The following is a 16,783-nucleotide window of genomic DNA, read 5'->3' as shown; positions in this document are numbered from 1 at the left end:
AGACGGATAAGCCATGGCCAAGCGGAATCAGGCGAGCGAAAACGGGCAAGTGCAGGACTTACGCCCACGCCCGGTCAGGCTGACCAGCAACATGAGTCTGCCGAAACTCTCGGCGGTCGAGATCGGCAGTTATGTGCTGATGCTGTTCGGTATGTGGGCGGTCATCCAGTTGCGGCTGCTCGGCGCGCTGCTCGCCGGGCTGCTTGTGTTCCAGCTGGTGCATACCATCGCGCCGCGCATCGAGCGTCATATGTCGAGCGGGCGGGCGCGCTGGCTGGCGGTGGTGATCCTGTCCACGGTGATCGTCGGAGCGCTCACAGGCCTGACGCTCGGCGTCATCGAGCACTTCGAGAACGACGTGCCGAGCGTGCAGAAGCTGCTTGACCAGGCGATGCAGCTGATCGACCAGGCGCGCGGGCGGATTCCGCAATTTATTGCGAGCTATCTGCCCGTCGACACCGAGCAGATGAAAACCCGCGCGGCCGAGCTGATGCAGACGCACGCGAACATGCTGCAGCAAAGCGGCAAGACGGCGGCGCGCGCGTTCACGCATATTCTGATCGGCATGATCATCGGGGCGATCATCGCGGTCAGCGCGCAAAAGCATATGCAGCGGCTGCCGCTGTCCACCGCGTTCGTCACGCGCGTGACACGTTTCGCCGACGCGTTCCGGCGGATCGTCTTCGCGCAGGTCAAGATTTCGGCCATCAACGCGGTGTTCACCGGCATCTTCCTGCTGATCGTGCTGCCGATTTTCCACGACCAGTTGCCGCTCTCGAAAACGCTGGTGCTGATCACGTTTATCGTCGGCTTGCTGCCGGTCATCGGCAATCTGATCTCGAACACGATCATTGTGGCCGTGGCGCTCTCCGTCAGCTTTCCCGCTGCGGTCATGTCGCTCGCGTTCCTGATCCTGATCCACAAGCTCGAATATTTCCTGAATGCGCGCATTGTCGGCGGGCAGATCGAGGCGCGCGCGTGGGAGCTGCTCGTCGCGATGCTCGTCATGGAAGCCGCGTTCGGCTTGCCCGGCGTGATCGCGGCGCCGATCTTTTATGCGTATATCAAGCGCGAGCTGATTTATCTGCGGCTGGTTTGAGCGCGCGAACTCCTTGCCGCGGCGCTCGCGGATATAAAAAACGGCACGACGGTGCCGTTTTTTTCGTCGTCAGAAGTCGATGCGCGCGTTCAGGGACAGCGTGCGCGGATCGCCCGGCGTCACATAGTCTGCGTACTGGTATTCCCAATAGCGGCGGTTGAGCAGATTGTCGATGGCGGCGCGAAACGTCACGTCGTAGCCCGCGATCCGCGTGGCGTAACTGGCGCCGACATTCACCAGCAGATAGCCGGGCGCGCTCAGATTCGCCGAGGGCCGCACGTTGGTATTGCCCGTGAACTTGGCCTCCGCGCCGATGCGCAGGCCGGGCACGTAAGGCACCGAATAAGTCGCATGCCCGGCGATCACGAACTGGGGCGCGCCCGCCACGCGGTTGCCGTTGTTGGCCGCGCCGCGCTCGTACTTCGTATTGATCCACATGAGGTCGCCGCCCAGGTTCCACTGGCTGCCGAGGCGCACGTCGCCGCCCATCTCGATGCCCTGGAAGATCGACTCGCCGTCTTGCGTGTAGACGTTCGCGCTGTTGGCGTACGCCGCGCCGCGTTCAATGCGAAACAGCGCAGCGGTTGCGCTCCAGCGCGCATGCGCGGTCTTGATGCCCACCTCGTACTGCTTGCTGCGCAACGGCTTGAGCAGCTCGCCCCGGTTCGCATACGTGTCGCCGACCACCGTGCCGGCCTCCAGCGATTCCACATAGCTCGCGTACAAGGTCGTGGTCGGCGCGAGCCTGAACATGACGGCGACCGTCGGCGTGACCACGCCGTTCTGGCTGTACGTGGACGTCGTTGCGCCGCCGCTCGAGTAGCCATGCTGCTCGTAGTCCGTGTAGCGCACGCCGCCGAGCACCGACCAGCGCTGCGTCAACTGGATCGTGTCGCTCGCGAACAGCGCCTTTTGCGTGATGTCGCTGTCGCGGTAAGTGTAGTAGTTGGATGCGCCGTCAAAGGTGTTCGCGTTCGGCTGATAGATGTTGCCCGTGCCGATCTGGCCGAAGAAGCTGTTGGCGCCATAGTCGTTCGTCTGACGCTGATAGGCTGCGCCGAAAACAAGTTGATGCTGCAACGGTCCCGTCTTCACGCTGCCTTCCGCCGATACCTGCCACAAGCTCAGCTGATGCCCTTCTTTGCCGGCGAAGCGGCTGTCGGTGTAGTCGCCGGCGCCGTTCAGCAGGTAGTAGGTGCTTTCGTTGCGATCGCGCGCGCTCTTGCTGTAGCTGTAGCTCGCGTTGAGCGTCCAGTTCTCGCCGAGGTTGTACTGAAGCCCTGCCGTGTAAAGCTGCAGGTTCGTGTTCAGATGCTGGTCGGGGCCGGACAGGTCGCCTGTGCCGCCGCTCATCGTATGCGGCAGGCCCGTGCCGGTGTATTGAGCGGTGGAAATCGCGCCGGTGATGCCCGTGGCGTGCCGCTCCTGGTACAGCGCGCCGAACGTCGCCTTCAGGTCGCGTGTCAGGCGGGCATCGAGCGCGACGGACACCGAGTCGCGCCGCACGTTGCCGTCGTTGTAAGTCTTGCCTTCCTCGTGCGTCGCATTCAGCCGATAGCCGAACCTGCCGTCGCGGCCGACACGGCCGCCCAGGTCCGCGTGTTCGGTCCACACGCCGTCCGTGTAATAGCCGATGTCGACGCTGCGCACGGGTGTTGTCGACTCGGGCGGCTTCTTCGTCACGTAGTTGACCACGCCGCCCGGCGCGCCGAAGCCATACATGAAGCCGGTCAAACCTTTGAGCAGCTCGACTTTTTCGAGCTGCTCGTAAGGCAGCGTGATGCCGTAACTGTTGAACGGCATACCGTCGATCTTGAAGCCCGACTGCCAGTCGAGCTGCATGCCGCGCACCGTCAGGTAGGTGGCCCACGCGTTGTAGGCATTGCCGTTGTCGGAGACGGAGGCGTCGGTGGCGAACACGTTGCCTAGCTTGAACGGCTGGCGATCCTGCAATTCTTCGCTGGTGACGACCGTGGTCGAGAACGGCGTATCGAGTTGCGAGCGTGTGCCGAGTGCGCCGCTGCCCACGTCCTCGTGGAGATGCTGTGTGGTGTCTTGCGCGGCCGTGACCTTGACGGTCGGCAGCGCCGTGTCTTCGCTGATCGACGAGGCCGGCGCCGGCGACACCTGTTGCGCCAGCGCCGCGTGAGTGGCAGTGAGCGCGACACACGCTGCCCAGCTCAATCGACGCGTCGTGCGTGCTTTCTGTGAACGCACTACCCCGCTGTAATTCTTCATTTGTTTTTCCCGTCCGCTGATTTGCCCATCGAATGAGAATCATTCCCATTTCTACGGGACGGCATGATGCCGAAAAAAGATGCGGACTGTAAGGTTTTGACTGCGACATTTTGTCGCGACTGGCGGCGCGCGCCGCCGGCGTGGGCTTTGTGGCAAAGGCGCCCGCCGGGTGGTCCACAAACGACAAAATCGCCGACGCGCGGTTTTCGACCAACTTGCGGCTTACAACGCGCTTCGCATAAGATGCGAACAATTCGCATTTACAGAAAACCGCTACCCGTGACACGCCGTCCTCTCATCTTGTGTTTCATGGTCCGCGCCCGCTCATGAGGCGCCAGTTCGTTCGCCTGCATCGCTGGTTCGGCGTGGCCACCGCGCTGTTTCTGTTTGTCGCGGGGCTGAGCGGCGCGATCATCGCGTGGGATCACGAACTCGACGCCGCGCTGAACCCGTCGTTCTTCAAGGCGCACACAGCGGGGCCGGCGCTGGCCGGGCTGGAACTCGCGCGGCGCGTCGAAGCCGACGACCCGCGCGTGCAGGTCACGTATCTGCCCCTCGCCGCCGAGTCCGGCCACACGCTGCAGATGATGGTGCTGCCCCGCACCGACCCGGCTACGCGGGAACCGTACAAGCTGAACTTCAACCAGATCGCGGTCGATCCCGCCACCGGCGAGGTGCAAGGACGCCGCGAATGGGGCGCCTTCTCGCTGTCGCGACTCAACCTGATTCCGTTCATTTACAAGCTGCACTACACACTGCATTTGCCGTTGACGGGCGGCGTCAACGTCGGCGTGTGGCTGATGGGCATTGTCGGGATCGTCTGGCTGTTCGACAGCCTGATCGCGCTCGGCTTGTCGTTTCCGAGCCTGAAGGCGTGGAGGAAGTCGTTTGCGTTTCGCCTGGGGCGCGGCGGCTATGCGCTCACGTTCGACCTGCACCGCTCGGGCGGCGTGTGGATCTGGGGGGTGCTTGTGATTGTTGCGCTCACGTCGGTGTCGATGAATCTCGCGTCACCGGTTGTGCGTCCGATCGTGTCGATGTTTTCGACGCTCACGCCGGACCCGATCAACAATCCCGGGAGGGTTCGCGCGCCGCAGCCCGGCGACGGCGTGCTCAGTCGTGAGCGGATCGTGCGGCTCGCCACGGAGGCCGGCAAGGCGCAGCACCTTGTCGCGCCGCCGGGCGGCCTCTATTACGCCAAAGCCGTGCACGCCTATGGCGTCGGCTTCTACGAAACCGGCAACGATCACGGTGACATGGGCCTCGGCAACCCGTGGATGTATTGGGACGCCGCCACCGGCAAGCTGCTCGGCCAGCAGATTCCCGGCAAAGGCACAGCCGGCGACGTCTTCATGCAGGTTCAATTTCCGCTGCACTCGGGGCGCATTCTCGGTGTCGGCGGACGCGTGCTGATCAGCGCGGTCGGCATCGCAGTCGCCGTGCTGAGCGCGACGGGACTGCTGATCTGGCTGAAAAAGCTCAATGCGCGGCGCCGCTCGGCGCAGAAAGTACCAAAGCCCTACGTCGGCGCCTAACGGAACACCACCGTCTTGCTGCCGTTCAGCACGACGCGATGCTCGACGTGCCACTTCACCGCGCGCGCGAGCGTCACGCATTCGACGTCGCGGCCAATCGCCGTCAGTTGCTCCGGCGTCATGCTGTGGTCGACACGCTCCACTTCCTGCTCGATGATCGGACCTTCGTCCAGATCGGTCGTCACATAGTGCGCCGTGGCGCCGATCAGTTTTACGCCGCGGTCGAACGCCTGGTAATACGGCTTCGCGCCCTTGAAGCTCGGCAGGAACGAGTGGTGAATGTTGATTGCGCGGCCGGCAAGCGCCTCGCACAGCTTCGGCGACAGAATCTGCATATAGCGGGCGAGCACGACGAGATCGGCCTGATGCTCGTCGATCACTTCCAGCACGCGCGCTTCCTGCGCGGCCTTCGCCTCAGGCGTGCCGCCGAGCAGCGGGAAATGATGGAACGGAATGTCGTAGCTCGCGGCGAGCTGATAGAACTCCTTGTGGTTCGAGATGATCGCCGGAATCTCGATGTTCAGCTGACCCGTGCGGTAGCGGAACAGCAGATCGTTCAGGCAATGACCGATCTTCGAGACCATGATCACGACGCGCGGCTTGACCGACGCGTCGTGCATTTCCCAGCTCATGCCGAACTGCGCGGCAAGCGTGTCGAACGAAGCACGCAGCGCCTCCAGGCCCGGATCGCCGCCCACCTGCTGAAAATGCACGCGCATGAAGAACTCGCCGGTGCGGCTGTCGCCGAACTGCGCGGAGTCGAGAATGTTGCTGCCGCGCTCGAACAGGAAGCCCGACACGGCGTGAACAATGCCGGGCCGGTCGGCGCACGACAGTTTGAGGATAAAGCTGTGATCGGTCGACATGACCTGGGTGACTCCCTTCTTCAATGCGTGGTTTGTTCGGTGTTGCAGCGTGGTGCGCGACGCCGGCGCTTACCCCAGCAGCGGCGGCGTGAACAAAGCCTCGATGCCCGCGCACGCCTCTTCGTCGATCCAGCGGCGGCGCAGCAGGCAATCGAGCGTCGCAAGGCTCGCGTCCACGGTCATCGCGCCTTCTTCGATCCAGCGCGCCACTTCGTCGATACGCGCAAGGCGATGTTCGCCGACTTCGCCGTCCTGATTGCGCGGCGCGAAGTCAGCCGGCAACGCGAGGTCGTAGATAAAGATCTGCTCGGCCTGCGTGCCTTCCGGTAACGATTGCAGCACATGCGCGGTGCGGCCCGCCACGGCGCGCGCGGCGATCTCTTCGGGAATGCCTGCTTCTTCCCAGCACTCCTTGACGATCGTCGTCTCCACACTGAAGCCCCAGCCGATTCCGCCCGCCACCACGTTGTCGAGCATGCCCGGATCGGTCGCCTTGGTGTCGCTGCGGCGTGCGATCCACAATCGCGGCGCGCCGCCATCCGCGTATTCTACGACGCCGTTCAGATGCACCGCGTAGGTCATCGTGCCGAAAAAGCGCGACGCGGCGCGCTCGATGTATGCGAGCGGCCGCGCGTCGAATGCATTGCGGATGGCATAGGTCTCGTCGCGCCAGCCGGGGATGCGCCCCTCGGCGGCGAGCGCGCCGATCACGGAAGCGAGCGCGGCGCTGCGCAGATCCACCGTATTGAAGGACGGCGCGAGCACCACGCGCGCGTTGTCGATCTCGAAGACGTCCGGCCAGCGCGCGAGCAGGTGCACGTCGCTCGAACGGATCCAGCCGACCTCTTCGGCGTCGATCCAGAACGGCAGATGCGCGGCAGCATCGAAGCGGCGCGCGGCAATCAGGCAAGGCAAACTCATTCAACACTCCCTACTTTCAGCGACGGCCGGACGCGCACACAGGTCAACCGCCGCTCCTGATCAGTCGCGCAGCGCGACGCGAATTCCGAGCCCGATGAAGGTGGCGCCGGCAAGCCGGTCGAGCCACATGCCCACGCGCGGGCGACGCCGCAACCATCCGCCGATCATGCCGGCACAGACGCCGAACAGCGAAAACACCACCAGCGTCTGCAACATGAACAGCGCGCCGAGTTCGAGCATCTGCACGGTGACGCTTTGTGTACCACTGGTCTGCACGAATTGCGGCAGAAACACCACAAAGAACAGCGTCACCTTGGGATTGAGCAGATTGCCCAGCACGCTTTGGCGAAACACGATCATCAACGGTTGAGGCGCGCGCTCGTGCGCGGTCGCGAGACCCTGGCTGCGCAGCGCCTTGATGCCGATCCACACGAGATACGCGGCGCCGGCGAGCTTGATCGCCTGAAACGCGAGCGGTGACGAGCGCAGCAGCGCCGCGACGCCGAGCGCGGCCAGTGTCGTATGAAACGCGATGCCCGCCGCAAAGCCGAGCGCCGCGACGAGGCCCGCGGCGCGGCCTTGCGAGATGCCGCGCGCCAGCACTTGCAGATTGTCCGGGCCGGGCGCCATGGTGATGGCAATCGACGTGGCGAGAAATAATGCGAAGTTAGGCATACTGGTTATCGACCTTTCCTTGCGAGTGATGCGAAGAGCCCCGCGCGACGCTCAATGGCCCGCGAAACTCGTCACCGTATAAAGCGGCAAACCGCCGCCCGCGAGCAGCGTCGAGCCGCCCAGGTCCGGCAAATCGATAATCGCGGCGCCTTCCACGACCACCGCGCCGAGCCGCTCTAGCAGAATCTTGCCGGCCATCATGGTGCCTCCGGTCGCAATCAGATCGTCGACGATCACCACGCGGTCGCCCGGCTTGCACGCGTCCTCGTGGATTTCCACGGTGGCCGTGCCGTACTCGAGCTCATACGATTGCGACGCGCGCTTGTAGGGCAGTTTGCCCGCCTTGCGGATCGGAATGAAACCGAGGTTCAGCTCATAGGCGAGAATCGGCCCGATGATGAAGCCGCGCGCATCCAGACCGGCGATATAGTCGAGCTTGGCGTCGATATAACGCTGCACGAACAGATCGATCAGCACGCGCAGCGACTTCGGCTCGCGCAACAGCGGCGTGATGTCGCGGAACTGCACGCCCGGCTGCGGCCAGTCGGCAACCGTGCGAATGTGACTCTTGATGTAGTCGGCCGCGTCGAGCGGCGCGCTCGCAAGCGCGTTTGACATGATGTCTCCGGAGGGATCTCGCAAGGTCCCATGAAAAGCTGAAATCAGCGGCGGCCGGGCGAGCCGTGCCGCACCTGAGCTACGCCGCGGCGGCGCCCGCGCGGCGGTGTTTCGAGAGCCGCTCCTCGGCTTGCGCCAGTTGCTCGGGCAAGCCGCGCAATACGACGATGTCGCTCGCGCGCAGCTTGGTCGACGGGTCCGGCTCCACGCCGCGAATGCCGTGCCGGCGGATCGCGGTGACTTCCACGCCGAGTTCGTAAAGGCCGAGGTCCGCGAGCGTGCGGCCGACCGCATCGGCGTTTTCGTCGACCGGCACCGATTGTAGCCGCACCTGTTCGTGGCCGTCGTCGTCGTCCATGTCGTCGGCGCCGTGGAAGTAGCCGCGCAACAGCGCATAGCGTTCGTCGCGCATTTCCTCCACGCGGCGCACCACACGGCGCATCGGCACGCCCATCACGACGAGCGTGTGCGAGGCGAGCATCAGGCTGCCCTCGACAATCTCCGGAATCACCTCCGTTGCGCCCGCGGCCAGCAGCTTTTCCAGATCGGCGTCGTCGACGGTACGAACGATCACCGGCAACGTGGGTTCCAGTTCGTGGATGTTGTGCAGCACGCGCAATGCCGACGGCGTGTTCGCATACGTGATGGCAATCGCCGCGGCGCGATGGATGCCCGCAGCGAGCAGCGACTCGCGCCGCCCGGCGTCGCCGAACACGACGGATTCGCCCGCCGTCGCGGCCGCCTGCACGCGGTCCGGGTCGAGGTCGAGCGCGACATACGACAAACCTTCGTGTTCGAGCATGCGCGCGAGGTTCTGCCCCGAGCGGCCGTAGCCGCAAATGATCACGTGGCCGCTCTGCTTCAGGCTCTGCGTGGCGATGCGCGTCATCTGCAGCGATTGCATCATCCATTCAGTGGAAGACAGGCGCAGCACGATGCGGTCCGCGTTCTGGATCAGGAACGGCGCGGCGAGCATCGACAACAGCATCGCCGCGAGAATGGCCTGGAGCAGCGTGGCGTCGACGAGGTGCTTGTCGAGAATCAGATTCAGCAGCACGAAGCCGAACTCGCCCGCTTGCGCGAGACCGATGCCGGTGCGCATGGCAACACCCGGCGACGCGCCGAACAGGCGCGAAAGCCCCGTGATCATCACCGCCTTCAGCAAGGTCGGACCGATCAGGAAGCCGAGCACGATCAGCGGATGCTGCCAGATCACGCGCGGATTCAGCAGCATGCCGGTCGTGATGAAGAAGAGCCCGAGCAGCACGTCGCGAAACGGCTTGATGTCCTCTTCCACCTGATGGCGATAAGGCGTCTCGGCGATGAGCATACCGGCAATGAACGCGCCCAGCGCGAGCGAAAGGCCGAACTTGTCCGTGATGAACGCCGCGCCGAGCGTGACGAGCAGCAGGTTGAGAATAAACAGTTCCTGCGAGCGGCGCCGCGCGACCACGTTGAACCAGCGCGTCATGAAACGCTGTCCGACAATCAGGAGCAGCGACAGCGCGACGACGATCTTGATCGCGGCGACGCCGAGCGCATTGACGAGGTCTTTGGAATCGCCGCCCAGCGCCGAAATGATGATAAGAAGCGGCACCACCGCCAGATCCTGGAACAGCAGTACACCGAAGATATTGCGGCCGTGCTCGGTCTCGATTTCGAGGCGCTCCGCGAGCATCTTGCTGACAATCGCCGTGGACGACATGGCGAGCGCGCCGCCGAGCGCGATGCTCGCCTGCCACTTGATGTGCACCCAGCGCTCGAACACGAAGCCGAGCGTCACCGCGACCGCGATCGTGCCGAGCACCTGCAGGAGGCCCAAACCGAACACGAGCCGACGCATGGAGCGCAGTTTCGCGAGCGAAAACTCGAGACCGATGGAAAACATCAGGAACACGACGCCGAATTCCGCGAGGTTCTGCGCGCCGACGGAATCCGGCACGAGGCCGAGCGCATGCGGTCCGACGACAATGCCGACGGTCAGGTAGCCGAGCATCGGCGGAAGATTCAGAAAGCGAAAAATCACCACGCCCGCTACCGAAGCCAGCAGCAGGAACAGCGTCATTTCCAGCGGGGAAATCATCGGCAAAAACGCATGGATGAAGCGTCCTCGTTCGTCAGCGGAACCGCGCACGCATGAGGCCGTGCGACAAGGTTGAGGGGCCGTTACAGGGGGCGATAAAAGAAGCCGATGACGCCAGCAGTCTTGCACAGCAGGCCCGGCGCGGCGAACAAGCGCCTTTGCTATACTTCGCGAATGATAGCGAAAATCAATGGCGACCGGGCACTTGCGCTCGCTCGCGACGTGCTCGACATCGAAGCGGACGCCGTGCGCGCGCTTCGCGATCAACTCGACGGCGCCTTCGTCGGGGCGGTGGACTTCATCTTGGGCTGCCGTGGGCGCGTGGTCGTCTCCGGCATCGGCAAATCGGGGCACGTGGCGCGCAAGCTCGCGGCCACGCTCGCGAGCACGGGCACGCCGGCCTTTTTCGTGCATCCGGCAGAAGCAAGCCACGGCGACCTCGGCATGGTCACTGCCGACGACGTCTTCCTCGCGCTCTCCAATTCGGGTGAAACCGAAGAACTCGTCGCGATCCTGCCGCTCATCAAACGAATTGGCGCCAAGCTGATTGCCATGACCGGGCGGCCCGGCTCGAGCCTGGCGAAACTCGCCGACGTGCATCTGAATTCCGGCGTCGCCAAAGAAGCTTGCCCGATGAATCTTGCGCCCACCGCCAGCACCACCGCGGCGCTTGCGCTCGGCGACGCGCTCGCGGTCGCGGTGCTCGACGCGCGTGGCTTCGGCCGCGACGACTTCGCGCGCTCGCATCCGGGCGGCGCGCTCGGCCGGCGCCTGCTCACTTATGTGAGCGACGTGATGCGCACGGGCGACCAGGTGCCGAAAGTCACGCCCGAAGCAACCGTGCGCGACGCACTGTTCCAGTTGACGGCCAAGCGCATGGGCATGACCGCGATTGTCGATCAGGAAGACCGCGTGAAAGGCATTTTCACCGACGGCGACCTGCGCCGCGTGCTGGAGCGCGACGGCGATTTCCGCGCGCTGTCCATCGCCGCGGTCATGACCGCCGACCCGCGCACCATCGGTCCGGATCATCTCGCCGTGGAAGCCGTGGAACTGATGGAGCGCCATCGCATCAATCAGATGCTGGTCGTCGACGAAGCAGGCAAGCTGATCGGCGCACTGAACATGCACGACCTGTTCTCGAAGAAGGTGATCTGATGGCCGTCGCGCCCCCAACCGCTACCGAACGCGCGAGCCGCGTGAAGCTGATGATTTTCGACGTCGACGGCGTGCTGACCGACGGCGGCCTGCTCTTCACGGCGGAAGGCGACACGATGAAAGGCTTCAATTCCATGGACGGCCACGGCATGAAGCTGCTCCGCCAGGCCGGCATTGAAACGGCGATCATCACCGGGCGCAAGTCGGGCATCGTCGCGGCGCGCGCGAAAGAAATGCACATCACGCACGTGTATCAGGGCGTCGAGAACAAGCCGCAGGCATTCGCGGAGCTGCTCGAAGCGACCGGCATGAGCGCCGAGGAATGCGGCTACATGGGCGACGACTGGGTCGATCTCGGCGTGATGCTGAAGGTCGGCTTCGCGGCGGCGCCGGCCAATTCGCATCCGGAAGTGATCGCACGGGCGCACTGGGTCAGCGAAGCGCGCGGCGGCCACGGCGCGGCGCGCGAAGTCTGCGACACCCTGCTGCGCGCGCAGCACAAGTACGAGGCGCTGCTCGCGGCCGCCTGTAGCGGCGAACAGCGGGGCCTCGTCGGATGAATAACACGTTCCGCCTGACTTCGCTGATTCCGCTCGTCGCCATGGCCGCCCTCGCGGGCTTTACGTGGTGGCTGCTGCAAGCCACGCTGCCGCGGCAGAACGAAGGCGCGGTGCGCCCGAAGGAACACACTCCGGATTATTTCGCCGACAATTTTTCGGTTTCCGAACTCGATCAGTCGGGCTCGACGCAGTATCGCCTGACCGCGCAGTCGCTGATTCATTATGAAGACGACGAACTGAGCGACCTCGTCAAGCCGGCCATGCGCGCGTTCCAGCCCGGCAAGCCCGTCGTCACCGCAACCGGCGACACCGGCAAGGTGAACGGCGACGCGTCCATCGTCGACCTGTACGGCAACGCCCGCATCCTACGCGCGGCCGGCTACGGCGATCCGCAGATGCAGGCCGATTCCGAGCATTTTCGCGTGCTCGTGAACGACGATGTGATCGAGACGGAAAAGCCGGTTAAACTCCAGCGCGGCATGTCCATAATGACTGCCAGCGGCATGAACTACAACAACGTCACCCGGGTCATGAAGCTCTTCGGCAATGTGAAGGGCGCGATTGCCGCGTCCGAGGCCGGCGGCAGCTCGCCGAGGCAACCCGGGTAATCCCATTCCAGCGTGACTGCATGAACGAATCGTTCCCCCGTTTTGATACCGGCCGCGCGCACACCCTGTCCGCGTGCCGCGCCGGACTCGCTGCGCTGCTGGTCGCGTTGCCGCTCGCCGGCTTCGCGCCGCTCGCGCACGCGGACCGCGCCGACAAGGACAAGCCGCTTAACATCGAAGCGGACAACATGACTTACGACGACCTGAAGCAGGTCAACATCTTCACGGGCCATGTGGTCGCCACCAAGGGCACGATCGTGATCAAGGCCGACCGTGTCGAAGTGACGCAGGATCCGCAGGGCTATCAGTACGCAACCGGCACGTCGAGCGGCGGCAACCTGTCGTATTTCCGCCAGAAGCGCGAGGGCCTCGACGAATATATCGAAGGCACGGCCGTTCGCATCGACTACGACGGCAAGCAGGATCTGACCACGCTCACCACGAATGCGACGGTCAAGCGCCTGCAAGGCCTCTCGACGGTGATGGATCAGGTGCACGGCAGCGTCATCACATATGACGGCCAGAAGGATTTCTATACCGCGAAGGCGGGCAAAGACGTTGCCGGTCCAGGCAACCCGAGCGGCCGCGTGCGCGCCATGCTGTCGCCGCGCAACGGCGGCGCGGCGCCGCTGAACGGCGCGTCGGCCACGCTCGCGCCGTCCACCACGATTCAGGGAGTGCCGAATCAGTGAGCACTTCCGCGTCCCTCCCCAACCGCAAGCCGGCCGGCACCAGTAGTTCGCTGGTCGTACGGAATCTGAAAAAGCGTTACGGTTCGCGCACGGTCGTCAAAGACGTTTCTCTCGATGTGAAAAGCGGCGAAGTGGTCGGCCTGCTCGGCCCGAACGGCGCGGGCAAGACCACGTCGTTCTATATGATCGTCGGCCTCGTGCCGCTCGATGCCGGCGAAATCGACTTGGATGGCAAGTCCATCAGCCTTTTGCCCATCCACAAGAGGGCGTCGCTCGGGCTGTCGTATCTGCCGCAGGAAGCGTCCGTGTTCCGCAAGCTTTCCGTCGAAGAAAACATTCGCGCCGTGCTCGAACTGCAGCATGAGGAAAACGGCAAGCGCCTGTCGAAAGACGCGATCAAAAGCCGCACGGAAGCCCTGCTGGACGAGCTTCAAATCGCGCATTTGCGCGAGAATCCGGCGCTTTCGCTGTCGGGCGGCGAGCGCCGCCGGGTGGAAATCGCGCGGGCCCTCGCCACCAATCCGAGCTTCATTCTGCTCGACGAACCGTTCGCGGGCGTCGACCCGATCGCGGTGCTGGAAATCCAGAAGATCGTCAAATTTCTGAAGCAGCGCAATATTGGTGTGCTAATCACCGACCACAACGTGCGCGAGACGCTCGGCATCTGCGATCACGCGTACATCATCAGCGACGGCAGCGTGCTCGCAGCCGGCGCGCCGAGCGAAATCATCGAAAACGAAAGCGTGCGGCGGGTCTATCTCGGCGAGCATTTCCGCATGTAAGCGCAGGCGGCAGACGGCCGGGCGGCGGCCCGTTGCGAGCTTATTTGCGGCTCGCTTGCGGCCACTCGCCGCCCATTTTTGGCTCATTTTCAGCCCGCTTCCAGCCGGCTTCCCGCGCCGTTCGCGGTGTTCGTTCCCATGCATTTCTGACCTGTCCGGCGCGCGCCCGGCGTCGCCGCAGGCGCGCCCATAGGTAATTGCGATTCGCAAGGTATCGCGGTCGTGGCAAACTCTCTACAATGAATCTGAACTTGCCATGAAAGCCAGCCTCCAACTCCGCCTATCGCAGCATCTTGCGTTGACCCCGCAACTGCAGCAGTCCATCCGGCTGCTTCAGCTGTCTACGCTCGAACTGCAGCAGGAAGTGGCCACCGCGATCTCGCAAAACCCGCTCCTCGAGAACGAAGACGACTGGATCGCGAGCCCGCTTCGCGTGGCGGCCGACGGCTCGCTGATCGCGCAGGCGCCCGGCTCCGCCACCCCGCCCGACCAGATGGGCGGCAACGGCTCGTCGTCGTCCGCGAGCAGCAGCGAGCGCTCTGAGAACGGCGAGCCGCAAGGCGTGGACGAGTACAACGGCCTCTCTGGCGACGGCAACGGCGACGCGTCGCAATGGAATCTCGACGACTACGGCCGCTCCGGCAACGCCTCGGACGACGACGACCTGCCGCCGCTGCAAATTCACGAATCGAGTACTTCACTGCGCGATCACCTGATGGCGCAATTGCGCGTCACGCAGGCCGGCCAGCGCGACCGGGCGCTCGTCACTTTTCTGATCGAATCGCTCGACGACGACGGCTATCTCGCCGCCACCCTCGAAGAAGTGCTCGCCGACCTGCCCGAAGAGCTGGAAGTCGACCTCGACGAACTGAATGCGGCGCTAGCACTGCTGCACAGCTTCGACCCAGCGGGCGTCGGGGCGCGCTCCGCGTCCGAGTGCCTGAAGCTGCAATTATTGCGGCTCGAGCCGTCGCCTACGCGCGCGCTCGCGCTCGACATCGTTGCCCATTATCTGGAACTGCTCGCCGCGCGCGATTTCACCCGCCTGCGCAAGCATCTGAAAGCAAGCGACGACGACCTGCGCGACGCCCACGCGCTCATCCGCTCGCTGGAACCATTCCCGGGCGCGGCCTATGGCAAGGCCGAGGCAGATTACGTCGTGCCGGACATCATGGTGCGTAAAACCGCCCAGGGCTGGCAGGCCGAACTCAATCCGGAAGTGGTGCCGAAACTGCGCATCAACCACCTGTACGCCAATATTTTGCGCAACAACCGGGGCGATCCCGGCAGCGGTTCGTTGCGCCAGCAACTGCAGGAAGCGCGCTGGTTGATCAAAAATATCCAGCAGCGTTTCGAAACAATCCTGCGTGTCGCGCAGGCCATTGTCGAGCGTCAAAAGAGCTTTTTTGTGCACGGCGAAATTGCCATGCGCCCCTTGGTTTTGCGAGAAATTGCTGATACGCTGGGCCTACACGAGTCAACTGTCTCGCGTGTGACAACCGGTAAGTACATGCTCACCCCGTTCGGGACGCTCGAGTTCAAATACTTCTTCGGTTCGCATGTTTCGACGGACACGGGCGGCGCGGCGTCTTCAACGGCCATTCGCGCGCTCATCAAGCAACTGATAGGAGCGGAAAACGCAAAAACGCCTCTCTCAGACAGCCGCATAGCCGAACTGCTGGCGGAACAGGGCTTCGTGGTCGCACGGCGCACCGTGGCGAAGTATCGCGAAGCGCTCAAGATTCCGGCAGTCAACCTGCGCAAGTCTCTGTAGCCCGTCGCCTTCCGCGGCGGGCATTTACCGGCCGCTCCGCAAGTTGGCGGACAGGCCGGCCGATGCGACCTGCCAGTAGTCAGTCACCGGGGGGCGACTCAGGCAAGCCGACAGATCGACCGGACCTTCGTCATCGTGCGGACCAAGCGGCCACTAGCTTGGAGAAGCACTATGAATCTGCAGATCAGTGGACACCACCTCGAAGTTACGCCTGCGTTGCGCGAATACGTGATCTCCAAATTGGATAGGGTGCTAAGACATTTCGATCAGGTCATCGACGGCAGTGTGGTCCTCTCGGTCGACAACCACAAGGAAAAGGAAAAGCGGCAAAAGGTTGAAATCAACCTGCATCTGAAGGGCAAGGACATTTTTGTCGAGAGCTGCGACAGCGACCTATACGCTGCGATCGATCTGATGATCGACAAGCTCGACCGGCAAGTGATCCGCCACAAGGATCGTCTGCAAGGCCATCAGCACGAAGCGATCAAGTATCAACCGGCGCCACAACTCGACGTGCCGCCGCAGTAAGCGAATCCAGAAGAACTGCTTCCGTTCGCTTAACCGAAACCGCCCGCCACTGGGCGGTTTTTCGTTGGGGTTCTGATTTGATATCCGCGCCTCGAAAACCCGAAGAAACCACCTATTACGCATTGATGGCGCGCCGCACCATAGGCCGTCGCCCTGTTCTATAATGTTCCGGTTACCATCGGGGTCTAGCTCGCAACAAGGCGGTCTGCCGGAGTCGTGTGCTTTCGGACTCCCATGTACGTCGCCGTGAGCATCAAACGAATGGAACGCCAATCAAACGCCCCAGCGAGGAGAACCCAGGCCACGTTTTCGCCTGTCAACATGAATCGTTTAGCCAAATTTCTTCCCCTCGAGAACGTCGTCGTCGGACTATCGGTCACCAGCAAAAAGCGCGTGTTCGAGCAAGCGGGCCTCATCTTCGAGAACCAGAACGGCATCGCCCGCAGCACGGTCACAGACAATCTGTTTGCGCGCGAGCGCCTCGGATCCACGGGGCTCGGCGAAGGCGTCGCGATTCCTCACGGCCGCATCAAAGGAGGCAATGTCCCAGGCGTAGTTGAAGGTTGAAGGCGGCGGTTCGCCAGTGGAATCCGAGAGAATCGGGTTTCCAGGACCAACCTCCCGAACAGGGAACCAAGGAGAACCG

General features: G+C 63.5%; 15 protein-coding genes and 1 pseudogene. 10 read left to right on the top strand and 6 right to left on the bottom strand.

Features of this window, described 5'->3' with window-relative positions:
* Positions 1-13: 13 nt before the first annotated feature.
* The gene (locus tag HV711_RS26930) at positions 14-1,099 is read left to right on the top strand and encodes an AI-2E family transporter (RefSeq protein WP_013587061.1); all 1,086 of its coding nucleotides are present in this window, start codon (positions 14-16) and stop codon (positions 1,097-1,099) included.
* Between the two features lie 69 nt (positions 1,100-1,168).
* Here HV711_RS26930 and HV711_RS26925 read toward each other — a convergent pair whose 3' ends face one another.
* Complete coding sequence (locus HV711_RS26925) at positions 1,169-3,337, bottom strand: TonB-dependent siderophore receptor (protein WP_051224281.1); 2,169 nt, start codon at positions 3,335-3,337, stop codon at positions 1,169-1,171.
* Positions 3,338-3,663: 326 nt separating this feature from the next.
* Here HV711_RS26925 and HV711_RS26920 point away from each other — a divergent pair, with 326 nt between their 5' ends.
* Complete coding sequence (locus HV711_RS26920; RefSeq protein WP_035481604.1) at positions 3,664-4,872, top strand: PepSY-associated TM helix domain-containing protein; 1,209 nt, start codon at positions 3,664-3,666, stop codon at positions 4,870-4,872.
* On the opposite strand, the gene purU is transcribed toward HV711_RS26920, so the two are convergent.
* The 5 genes from purU to HV711_RS26895 form a co-directional block, all read right to left on the bottom strand.
* Positions 4,869-5,738, bottom strand: coding sequence for a formyltetrahydrofolate deformylase (gene purU / locus HV711_RS26915; RefSeq protein WP_013587058.1), 870 nt, complete (start codon positions 5,736-5,738; stop codon positions 4,869-4,871). The genes HV711_RS26920 and purU overlap by 4 nt on opposite strands.
* Before the next feature lie 69 nt (positions 5,739-5,807).
* Positions 5,808-6,659 (bottom strand): NUDIX hydrolase, encoded by an 852-nt coding sequence (locus HV711_RS26910; protein WP_035481607.1) that lies wholly within the window; start codon positions 6,657-6,659, stop codon positions 5,808-5,810.
* A 60-nt stretch (positions 6,660-6,719) separates the two neighbouring features.
* Positions 6,720-7,334, bottom strand: a complete 615-nt coding sequence (locus HV711_RS26905) for a LysE family translocator (protein ID WP_028361631.1) — start codon at positions 7,332-7,334, stop codon at positions 6,720-6,722.
* 51 nt (positions 7,335-7,385) lie between these two features.
* On the bottom strand, positions 7,386-7,952 hold the full coding sequence (locus tag HV711_RS26900; protein ID WP_013587055.1) for an adenine phosphoribosyltransferase: 567 nt from the start codon (positions 7,950-7,952) through the stop codon (positions 7,386-7,388).
* Between the two features lie 79 nt (positions 7,953-8,031).
* The gene (locus HV711_RS26895) at positions 8,032-10,035 is read right to left on the bottom strand and encodes a monovalent cation:proton antiporter family protein (RefSeq protein WP_013587054.1); all 2,004 of its coding nucleotides are present in this window, start codon (positions 10,033-10,035) and stop codon (positions 8,032-8,034) included.
* Positions 10,036-10,209: 174 nt separating this feature from the next.
* Here HV711_RS26895 and kdsD point away from each other — a divergent pair, with 174 nt between their 5' ends.
* The 8 genes and pseudogenes from kdsD to HV711_RS26855 all read left to right on the top strand — a co-directional run.
* Positions 10,210-11,193, top strand: a complete 984-nt coding sequence (gene kdsD / locus HV711_RS26890; protein ID WP_013587053.1) for an arabinose 5-phosphate isomerase KdsD — start codon at positions 10,210-10,212, stop codon at positions 11,191-11,193.
* The gene (locus HV711_RS26885; RefSeq protein ID WP_013587052.1) at positions 11,193-11,753 is read left to right on the top strand and encodes a KdsC family phosphatase; all 561 of its coding nucleotides are present in this window, start codon (positions 11,193-11,195) and stop codon (positions 11,751-11,753) included. Before kdsD ends, HV711_RS26885 begins: the two co-directional genes overlap by 1 nt.
* Complete coding sequence (lptC, locus tag HV711_RS26880) at positions 11,750-12,361, top strand: LPS export ABC transporter periplasmic protein LptC (protein WP_013587051.1); 612 nt, start codon at positions 11,750-11,752, stop codon at positions 12,359-12,361. The genes HV711_RS26885 and lptC overlap by 4 nt, the downstream gene beginning before the upstream one ends.
* Positions 12,362-12,381: 20 nt before the next feature.
* Positions 12,382-13,053, top strand: coding sequence for a lipopolysaccharide transport periplasmic protein LptA (lptA, locus tag HV711_RS26875; RefSeq protein WP_028361629.1), 672 nt, complete (start codon positions 12,382-12,384; stop codon positions 13,051-13,053).
* Positions 13,050-13,835: an LPS export ABC transporter ATP-binding protein gene (gene lptB / locus HV711_RS26870; RefSeq protein ID WP_013587049.1), complete on the top strand. Its 786-nt coding sequence runs from the start codon at positions 13,050-13,052 to the stop codon at positions 13,833-13,835. The genes lptA and lptB overlap by 4 nt, the downstream gene beginning before the upstream one ends.
* A gap of 256 nt (positions 13,836-14,091) precedes the next feature.
* The gene (locus tag HV711_RS26865; protein WP_035481609.1) at positions 14,092-15,609 is read left to right on the top strand and encodes an RNA polymerase factor sigma-54; all 1,518 of its coding nucleotides are present in this window, start codon (positions 14,092-14,094) and stop codon (positions 15,607-15,609) included.
* A 171-nt stretch (positions 15,610-15,780) separates the two neighbouring features.
* Positions 15,781-16,137, top strand: a complete 357-nt coding sequence (gene hpf / locus HV711_RS26860; protein WP_006048027.1) for a ribosome hibernation-promoting factor, HPF/YfiA family — start codon at positions 15,781-15,783, stop codon at positions 16,135-16,137.
* Positions 16,138-16,398: 261 nt separating this feature from the next.
* Positions 16,399-16,686: pseudogene (locus HV711_RS26855) on the top strand (PTS sugar transporter subunit IIA); the annotation flags it as partial.
* Positions 16,687-16,783: the final 97 nt, after the last annotated feature.

The organism is Paraburkholderia phenoliruptrix, assembly GCF_902859825.1.
GTDB classification, from domain to species: Bacteria; Pseudomonadota; Gammaproteobacteria; order Burkholderiales; family Burkholderiaceae; genus Paraburkholderia; species Paraburkholderia phenoliruptrix.
Note: the sequence above shows the minus strand (reverse complement) of the source record. Positions and strands in the feature narration are given on the sequence as shown.